This window comes from Streptococcus sp. DD10 (assembly GCF_001578805.1).
Taxonomy (GTDB): Bacteria; Bacillota; Bacilli; order Lactobacillales; family Streptococcaceae; genus Streptococcus.
Genome location: NZ_KQ969159.1, coordinates 210858 through 220516 on the forward strand (window position 1 = coordinate 210858; position 9659 = coordinate 220516).

The 9659-nt window shown below is 34.8% G+C and carries 5 protein-coding genes, 1 tRNA gene and 2 pseudogenes; 3 read left to right on the forward strand and 5 right to left on the reverse strand.

The features are described 5' to 3' along the window. Nucleotides 1–108: 108 nt before the first annotated feature. Nucleotides 109–1134 (reverse strand): tryptophan--tRNA ligase, encoded by a 1026-nt coding sequence (gene trpS / locus STRDD10_RS05305; RefSeq protein WP_067193720.1) that lies wholly within the window; start codon nt 1132–1134, stop codon nt 109–111. A 207-nt stretch (nt 1135–1341) separates the two neighbouring features. On the opposite strand from trpS, the gene STRDD10_RS05310 reads away from it, so the two are divergent. Together STRDD10_RS05310 and STRDD10_RS05315 are read left to right on the forward strand one after the other, a co-directional pair. Then, a complete protein-coding gene (locus STRDD10_RS05310) occupies nt 1342–2964 on the forward strand; it encodes an ATP-binding cassette domain-containing protein (protein WP_067193722.1) in 1623 nt (540 codons plus the stop codon). A 61-nt stretch (nt 2965–3025) separates the two neighbouring features. Continuing rightward, nucleotides 3026–5601 (forward strand): annotated as a pseudogene (locus tag STRDD10_RS05315) (YfhO family protein). 138 nt (nt 5602–5739) lie between these two features. Here the strand turns inward: STRDD10_RS05315 and STRDD10_RS05320 are convergent. The 4 genes from STRDD10_RS05320 to STRDD10_RS10495 all read right to left on the reverse strand — a co-directional run bounded on the left by STRDD10_RS05320 (nt 5740) and on the right by STRDD10_RS10495 (nt 8139). Further along, nucleotides 5740–5811, reverse strand: a tRNA-Glu gene (locus tag STRDD10_RS05320). A 64-nt stretch (nt 5812–5875) separates the two neighbouring features. Then, on the reverse strand, nt 5876–6628 hold the full coding sequence (comE, locus tag STRDD10_RS05325; RefSeq protein ID WP_067193723.1) for a competence system response regulator transcription factor ComE: 753 nt from the start codon (nt 6626–6628) through the stop codon (nt 5876–5878). Next, nucleotides 6629–7459 (reverse strand): sensor histidine kinase, encoded by an 831-nt coding sequence (locus tag STRDD10_RS11120; protein WP_197458303.1) that lies wholly within the window; start codon nt 7457–7459, stop codon nt 6629–6631. A 536-nt stretch (nt 7460–7995) separates the two neighbouring features. Next, complete coding sequence (locus STRDD10_RS10495; RefSeq protein WP_082782052.1) at nt 7996–8139, reverse strand: ComC/BlpC family leader-containing pheromone/bacteriocin; 144 nt, start codon at nt 8137–8139, stop codon at nt 7996–7998. Between the two features lie 579 nt (nt 8140–8718). On the opposite strand from STRDD10_RS10495, the pseudogene STRDD10_RS10500 reads away from it, so the two are divergent. Continuing rightward, nucleotides 8719–9659 (forward strand): annotated as a pseudogene (locus STRDD10_RS10500) (transposase family protein); the annotation flags it as partial.

The following is a 9659-nucleotide window of genomic DNA, read 5'->3' on the forward strand; positions in this document are numbered from 1 at the left end:
ATACCATTCTAAAATGATTTGTCAAATATATTCTAAGAGAAAATAAAAGAACTATCGTTTACGTTATAAAAAACGATAATTCCTCCCCAATTTATCAAATTAAGTTCGTTATTTAAAATAATGAAGTCCCATAGCGTCCTTGACTTCTGAGAGTGTTTGTCCAGCAACTTGTCGCGCCTTCTCACTTCCTTTTTGCAACATATTGTAAACTTCACCCATATCCTTGGCAAATTCAATACGGCGCTCACGAATAGGTCCTAGTTCTCTCTCTAAGATATCCAACAGATAACGTTTTGTTTTAACATCACCTAGGCCACCACGTTGGTAATGTTCTTTCATTTCCGCAATTTCAGCCGCATCTTCTGGGCGTCCAAAGACATCTAGATAATGAAAGACCATATTTCCTTCAATTTTTCCCGGATCCTCTACACGAATATGATTTGGATCTGTATACATACTCATAACTTTTTTCTTGAGCGTATCCGCATCATCTGCTAAATAGATACCATTTCCTAATGATTTAGACATCTTGGCATTTCCATCTAATCCAGGCAAACGCCCTGCAGCATCATTTTCTGGATAAATCCCTTCGGGTTCTACCAAAACATCACATTGATAAGCATGATTAAAGGAACGAACAATCTCACGAGTCTGTTCAATCATTGGTTTTTGATCATTTCCAACAGGAACATAATTGGCCTTAAAAGCTGTGATATCTGCAGCTTGTGAAATTGGATACACCAAAAAACCAGCTGGAATGCTTTCTCCGAACCCTTTTTGAGCAATCTCTGTCTTGACTGTAGGATTGCGTTCTAAACGAGCAAGTGAGACCAAATTCATGTAATACATAGACAATTCCGCCAACTCAGGAATTTGACTCTGGATAAATATAGTTGTTTTACTTGGATCTAAACCAACTGCCAAATAATCCAAAGCAACATTCCCAATAGACTCTACAATCGTTTGAGGATCTTTGGCATGGTCCGTCAATGCTTGCTGGTCCGCCAAAAACACAAACATTTCATATTTATTTTCTTCCTGCAATAAAACACGATTTTTAAGACTACCAACATAATGGCCAATGTGTAATTTCCCAGTCGGCCGATCTCCTGTTAAAATAATAGGTTTGGTCATTTCGTTCTCCTTTGATATGGTCTCTTCAATTATAGCATTTTTTTCATAAAATGACAGATAAACATTGAAATCCTCTTCAAGAAGAAACAATTACTAATTTTGTAAATCCATTGTAAACTTCGTTGATTAAAAATTGACAGATAAACATTTGAATATTTTACACTTTTCTAGTAAAATAAAAGGTATTACATATATAGGAGAAAACAATTGCTTACAGTATCAGATGTTTCACTACGTTTTAGTGATCGCAAACTTTTTGATGATGTCAATATCAAATTTACAGAAGGAAATACCTACGGATTAATTGGTGCCAACGGTGCTGGAAAATCTACTTTTTTAAAAATTCTAGCCGGAGATATTGAGCCAACAACTGGTCATATTTCACTCGGACCAGACGAGCGCCTTTCCGTTCTCCGTCAAAATCACTTTGACTATGAAGACGAACGTGCTATTGATGTTGTCATTATGGGGAATGAAAAACTTTATAGCATCATGAAAGAAAAAGACGCCATTTACATGAAAGAAGATTTTTCTGACGAAGATGGTGTTCGAGCTGCAGAGTTAGAAGGTGAATTTGCTGAACTTGGCGGCTGGGAAGCTGAAAGTGAAGCTTCTCAACTCCTTCAAAACCTTAACATTCCAGAAGATCTTCACTATCAAAACATGAGCGAACTGGCTAACGGTGAAAAGGTGAAAGTTCTTCTTGCAAAAGCCCTCTTTGGGAAACCTGATGTCCTTCTCTTGGACGAACCAACCAACGGTCTTGATATTCAGTCAATTACTTGGTTAGAAGATTTCTTGATTGATTTTGACAATACCGTTATCGTTGTCTCCCATGACCGTCACTTCCTCAACAAAGTATGTACCCACATGGCTGACCTGGATTTTGGAAAAATCAAACTCTATGTCGGAAACTACGACTTCTGGAAGGAATCTTCTGAACTTGCTGCTAAATTGCTAGCAGACCGTAATGCAAAGGCAGAAGAAAAAATTAAGCAATTGCAAGAATTCGTGGCGCGTTTTTCTGCCAATGCCTCTAAGTCAAAACAAGCAACCTCGCGTAAAAAGATGCTTGACAAGATTGAACTAGAAGAAATCGTTCCATCCAGTCGGAAATATCCATTTATCAACTTTAAAGCCGAGCGAGAAATTGGAAATGACCTCTTGACAGTTGATAACCTTTCTGTAAAGATTGATGGTGAAACCATTCTTGAGAATATCAGCTTTATCCTACGTCCAGGTGACAAGACAGCCTTGATTGGACAAAATGACATCCAAACGACTTCTTTAATTCGAGCAATTATGGGAGATATTGACTATGAAGGAACTGTCAAGTGGGGAGTAACTACTAGTCAATCTTACCTTCCAAAAGACAATTCGAATGACTTTGCAAGCGGTGAATCCATCCTGGACTGGTTGCGTCAATTTGCAAGTAAAGAAGAAGATGACAATACCTTCCTGCGTGGCTTCCTTGGGCGCATGCTTTTCTCTGGAGATGAAGTTAACAAGTCTGTAAATGTCTTGTCAGGAGGAGAGAAGGTACGTGTCATGCTTTCAAAACTCATGCTTTTGAAATCCAATGTTCTTGTACTTGACGACCCAACCAACCACTTGGACTTGGAATCTATCTCAAGTCTAAATGATGGTTTGAAAAACTTTAAAGAATCCATTATCTTTGCTAGTCATGACCATGAATTTATTCAAACCTTAGCAAACCATATCATTGTTTTGTCTAAGAATGGTGTCATTGATCGTATCGATGAAACTTATGATGAATTCTTAGAGAATGCAGAAGTACAAGCAAAAGTTAAAGAACTTTGGAAAAATTAATGTAAATTTTACTGTAAACTCAGTTGATTAGTCGACTGAGTTTTCTTTACAAGGAAAAATAATGAAAAAAACTTTAAAATTTTATTTTAAAAAGCACTGGACTTACTGGCTAGCTTTCTCACTTCCATTTTTTATACTATTTTTTGTCTATCTAGCCAACGGCATCTACTGGGGCAGTGAAACTTCACCTCTTCTTGGAGATGGATTTCACCAGTATGTTATTTTTGATATCGCGCTCAGAAATATCCTCCATAACAATTCAAGTATTTTTTATACCTTTACTAGTGGGTTAGGATTGAATTTCTATGCTCTTTCAAGCTACTATTTAGGTAGTTTTCTATCACCTTTAGTCTATTTTTTTAACTTATCATCTATGCCAGATGCTATTTACTTATTTACACTCTGTAAATTTGGGTTGACAGGTTTGACAAGTTACTATTCTTTGAGGAAATTGTATACAAACATCCCAAATTTACTTCTCCTTTCATTATCAACTTCTTACTCACTCATGAGTTTTTCAACCAGTCAAATAGAAATTGCAACATGGCAAGATGTTTTTATTCTCATTCCCTTAATATTATTAGGATTTGATCAGCTCATCCAAAAAAGAAAAAAAACGCTCTATCATATAAGCCTAAGCATTCTGTTTATTCAAAATTACTACTTTGGGTATATGGTATCACTCTTCTTGATACTTTGGTATATCACCTACCTTTCTTGGAATTTTAGAACAACTTTAAAACGTTTTTTGGACTTTATACTCGTTTCTCTATTCTCCGCCCTTACCAGTATGGTGATGCTTCTTCCTACTATTCTAGATTTACAAACACATGGAGAAAAACTTACAAAAATTAACCAAATCTTTAATTCTGATGCCTGGTATCTAGATATTTTTGCCAAAAATTTCATCGGTTCCTTTGATACAACAAAATATGGATCGATTCCTATGATTTATATCGGTATCCTTCCATTTCTACTAAGTTTAATATTTTTCACCTTACCTACCATTAAGTTAAGAGTTAAACTGACCTATTTCTTTATACTTAGCCTATTAGTTGCCAGTTTTTACCTTCAACCACTCGATCTATTCTGGCAAGGAATGCACGCACCAAATATGTTTTTACACCGCTATTCTTGGTTATTTTCTATTGTCATTCTTTTTATGGCCACTGAAACTCTCAATCGTTTGAAAACCCTCACGCTCTCCCGTTTCTTATTTAGTTTTTTATTTTAATCACTGGATTTTTAGCTACGTATTTCTTTAGAAGTCATTATGAATTTCTAACCGATTATAATTTCGCAGTAACAGTAGAATTTATCATTGCTTACCTTTTCCTTCTTTCCTTATTTACAAAACGAAAAATTACCGACAGACTTCTTACTTTCTCTTTTTCTTTCTTTCTTATTTTCGAAATTGGACTCAATAGTCTTTCTCAAGTTGAAGGCATTGCTAATGAATGGGTTTTTGCCTCTCGTGCTTCCTATTCTAAAAATTTGACTGATATTGAAACTCTTACCAAAAAAATTGAACACAACAATCAAGCATTTTATCGTTCTGAGTTCACTGATCCTCAAACAGGGAATGACACAATGAAATATAATATCAATGGAGTTTCTCAATTTTCATCTGTACGTAATACCTTAACTAGTTCAACTTTAGATAAACTCGGCTTTTATTCCCCAGGTACCAATCTGAACCTTCGATATCAAAATAATTCTATCATTATGGATGTTATCTTTACTATAAAATATAATTTATCAGAATTTGAGATAGATAAAAAAGGATTTACTCGAGTTACAACAAGTAATAAGGTTAATTTGTTTGAAAATTCCAATGCTCTAGGACTTGCTATTCTTACTTCAACTCCTTATGAAGATGTTAAATTTGATCATTTAACGCTAGACAACCAAACCAAATTTTTAAATCAATTGAGTAATCAACAACTAACATACTATTATCATCTAAATGCATTTTCAGATGATTCGGTGACCACTATGGGAAATCGTCAAACGATTAAACAAGACGCTTCGACTAAAATGACAAAAGCTTCTTATACAGTTGAAGTTCCAGCTGACCAACAAGTATATCTTACTCTAGCCAATTTAAATTTTACAAATCAAAATTACAAAGAACTAGATATTACAGTTCAAGGTAAAAGCTATCACTATAAAACAAATAATGTCTTTCCATTTTTTAATATCGGTTATTTTTCAACTGCTCAAACGATTACAATTGAGATTAACTTCCCTGAAAATAGTGAAGTCTCCTATAATACTCCTGAGTTTTATGGGCTTAACCTAGATAATTTTCAAACGGCTATTGCAACTCTACAGAATAAAAACGTTGAAACAAAAGTAAACGGAAACTTTGTTACAACAAATTATAACACAGAGAAAGACGCTTCACTCTTTTATACCATTCCTTACGACAAAGGATGGACTGCTACAGTAAATGGTCGTTCTGTCCCAATTAGACAGGCACAAACTGGTTTTATGGCAGTGGACGTCAAAGCTGGCTCTGGACAAGTTCAACTACGTTTTGTTCCAAATGGATTATTTAATGGAACCATTCTCTCTCTTATAGGTTCTTTTTCCTTTATTATTTATCATTTTTTCACCAACCGAAAACAAAAGTAATACTGAACAATATTTTCAATGTACTTCAAAAAGAGCATGGACTTTTCTTGTCATGCTCTTTTTAAAATATACAATTTTTATCCAAACTTAATCTCAATCGTTTCAAATGAAAAAACTACTCTTAGGAGTAGTTTCAGATAGTCCGTACGGGATTCGAACCCGTGTTACCGCCGTGAAAAGGCGGTGTCTTAACCCCTTGACCAACGGACCATAATATGTCCCTTACAGAACATATACTATTATACCAGTTTGAAACGATTTGTCAACTCTTTTTTCATTTTTTTTCCTTTTCTTGCATTATTTTTTTTAACTGTCCCACCTTTAAGCGAGAAATAGGAATACGAGAACCTCCATAAAAAACAATTTCCTTATTTTTATTATCATATCCTTGTATATGATTAATGTTGGCTAGAAATGATTTATGAGGAGAAAAAAAGTGCTGACTGTTTTGATCCTTCTCCATAATGTCCACCAGAGTTCCTCGAAACTCTCTAGACATATTTTTTCCTACCACACGTAATTTATTGGTAACACCAGTTGTTTCGATATAATAAATATCATGGTAAGGGATACTAAACTTACTCCCCCTAAAATCGTACTCAAAATAATCGACAACCTGATCATTTTCAATTAAGGTTTGACGTGTATATTCCACACAATCTTTAATACGTTCTTTGAAAGCTAAATTCCCCATTTCTTTTTCAATAAAATCCAAAGCAGCAACCTTATAACTATACGTCATCGTTGCAAATTCTGAATGAGTCGTTACAAAAACAATGACAGCATAAGGATTATGGGCACGAATAAATTGAGCAACTTCAAACCCCTTTCGCTCTTCTCCTTTAATATCAATATCTAAGAAATACAGCTGATTAATCTCATCCGCTTCAACGTACTCCTCAAACTCTTGAATCTTTCCTGTTGTTGTTACTTCAATAACCGTTTCCAGTTCTTCAGCAATTTCTTTTAAAGCTGTTTCAATTCGTACTTGATGCTGAATCGTGTCTTCTAAAACTAATACTTTCATTTAAAATATTCCTTCCTTTTCAATACTGATCACTTGAGTAAAGAAATCTTTAGTAATTTCTGTATCCAACAGGATATTCTCATAGTTATCAATGATTTTCTTAACCGTTGGTAAGCCCAATCCACGGTGACGCCCTTTAGTTGAATATCCTATCTCATAAACATCCTCATAACGAAGTTCTCCACGTTTACGAGAGTTTTTCACCACAATAACATAGCGATTTGGAAGATCAATAACAGATATCACTACTTCTTTTGAGTACGAATCATAGGCTCCCTCCAGAGCATTATCAAAGATTATATTTGTCATCCGCACTAGATCCAGCATCTGGATAGGCAAGCGACCAATGTAGTCCTTGATATCCAAGGTTAGATTCAACCCATATTCCTCCGCTTTAATAGCCTTATCCATCAAAACACTACGCAAAGCATTATCGCCAATATTATTTAGTTCAAAAATCGTAAACTTTTCTGCTCCTAAGTGAGAATTGGCCGTTTCCAAAACATCCCGATGAATAGCCTTAATCTCCTCTAAATCTCCACTATCAATGCTGAGACTTAAACTGGTTACCATCCCAGCAAAATCATGCCTGAACCCCCTAACTTCGTTATACAATGAAACAATCTTGTCTGTATAAGACTGTAAATTTTCCTGATTTTTCTTTTGTCTCTCCAGCTCTTCCTTATTTTCATAATCCTCTCGTCTCCCACGAACATAAAACATGAGAACAAAGAAAGCCATAAAACAAATTGTTGCTAAAATACTACCAAAACTATCAAAACGATCCGTCTCTCCTAAAGAATAACTACATACCAATACAATATAAATCAAGATAAGAAATCTTTTGGATGTTTTCAATAATTTGTTAAATTCCGCTGATTTCTCTTCAAAATAGGTATAATCAAATGTCCATATTTTGTTAATATACTTTGAAAAAATAAGTACAGCTAAACTTAAAAATAATAAAAGATATGGAAAATACTCCTCAACCAGCTCATCTCCCACTAATGACGAAAGGAATACCGAAAATAAATCTGCTGAACTTTTTATAGTTAAATATATTACAAGTGTCAGAAACATCAAAAAGTCCGATTTTATACTATAATTTTTTTTCAAACCAAGATAAAGAGCCATTGGAGATACTAAAAACAATAATGAGCGAAAAATTAAGAATAACCATTCTATCTCTAAAAAAACAGATATGAATAATCCTGTTAAATCCCAGCCAAAGAGTGAAAGGAAACAATAGACGTAATAAATTTTCTTAACTGATTTTAATCCGATCTGCTTGCTAAAATCTCCCATCGCATATGTTTGTGCAAAGAAAGAAAAGAATAATAAAATAATCCTTACAGTTGTCCAAAACATTATTTTCTCCGGCTAAACAATCCATTTTTATTAAAGGTGAATCGTCCATCCCCACCAATCACCTGCACCAGTTCTTTTTCATCCAAGCTAGCAAACTGATTTAGATTCGCGAATGTCGTTATTTGTTTTTGTGTTTGTTCCATGAGTCACCCTCAAACTTTCTTTTTTCTTGTAAATTACCTTACAGGAGTAGTATACCCTATAATCTCACGTTTGTGAGCGAGTTGCCCTCAAATGTTACATTTTGGTCCCTAAATGTCTTTTTAGATTTTGCTACTTGTAAGTAACTTACAAAAACTATTATAGCGGATTTATAGAAAAATAGTTTCTTTTTCCCTCAAATGTCATTTTTTGGTCCCTAAATGTCATTTTTTCTATTTGAAAACGCTTTAAAGAAGGGGGCAGGCAAGTAAAACTCTTCTATCATTCTGATAAGTTCAAAGTTCCTACATATTCTTACATAGTGTTCATTTAACCTGATTTTTAAAATGTACAAAAAAGCGTGGCAGACTTGTCACGCTAACTTTGATGACTCTATAATATTTGTAGTGGGTAACCCCCTATAGATATTATGGAGCCTATTTTATTGTAGAAAAAAAGTCCCATAAGATCTATAATGAAAAGCGACGAAACCATCATTAGAAAGAATCATATGGAATAAATGAACAGTCAGGGGAGTGACTGTTAATTCCTGAGCCTAAAAATAAAAAAGCGAAAATTTTATCACAAAACTACTCGATATCAAAGACCCTAATATCCAAATTCTATATATCATCAATAAGGATACACACAAGGAAATCATCGCTAAACTGGACTACGAGGCCCCATCTTGTCCTCATTGCGGAAATCAAATGAAGAAATATGACTTCCAAAAACCTTCTAAGATTCCTTACCTTAAAACAACTGGTATGCCTACTAGAATTCTCCTTAAAAAGCGACGTTTCAAGTGCTATCAGTGCTCTAAAATAATGGTCGCTGAGACTTCTATCGTCAAGAAAAATCACCAAATCCCTCGTATCATCAACCCAAAAATTGATCAAAAGTTGATTGAAAAGGCTTCTATGCCCGATATTGCTCATCAGCTGGCTATTTCAACTTCAACTGTCATTCGCAAGCTCAATAACTTCCGTTTTAAGCATGATTTTTCACACCTTCCTGAAATTATTTCTTGGGATGTTGAAACAGTCGTGGGAGTGACTGTTTCAATCGGGAGATGAGCTTTATTGAGCAGTTTTTTAACATCCTAAATGTCATCACAATCCTAGACAGACGGACTCAAGCAAGGATCCGCAATCACTTCCTCCGTTACCACCACTCTATTAGAAAACAGGTTAAAATCATTCCCATAGATATGTCTAGTCCTTATTGTGACTTGGCTAAACAGCTTCACTTTCGAATTTCTAGGCTCAGGCTAAAACAGTCCACTGGACTGTTTTACTCCAACATCTTAGCCGTGATATGAGTCGTGTCCGTGTTCAAATCATGAATCAGTTTGATCGAAAAACCCATGAATATCGAGCTATAAAACGCTACTGGAAGCTCATCCAACAAGATAGCCGTAAACTAAGTGATAAACGTTTTTATCGCCCTACTTTTCGTATGCATCTAACCAACAAAGAGATTCTAGACAAGCTTTTGAGCTATTCAGAAGACTTGAGACACT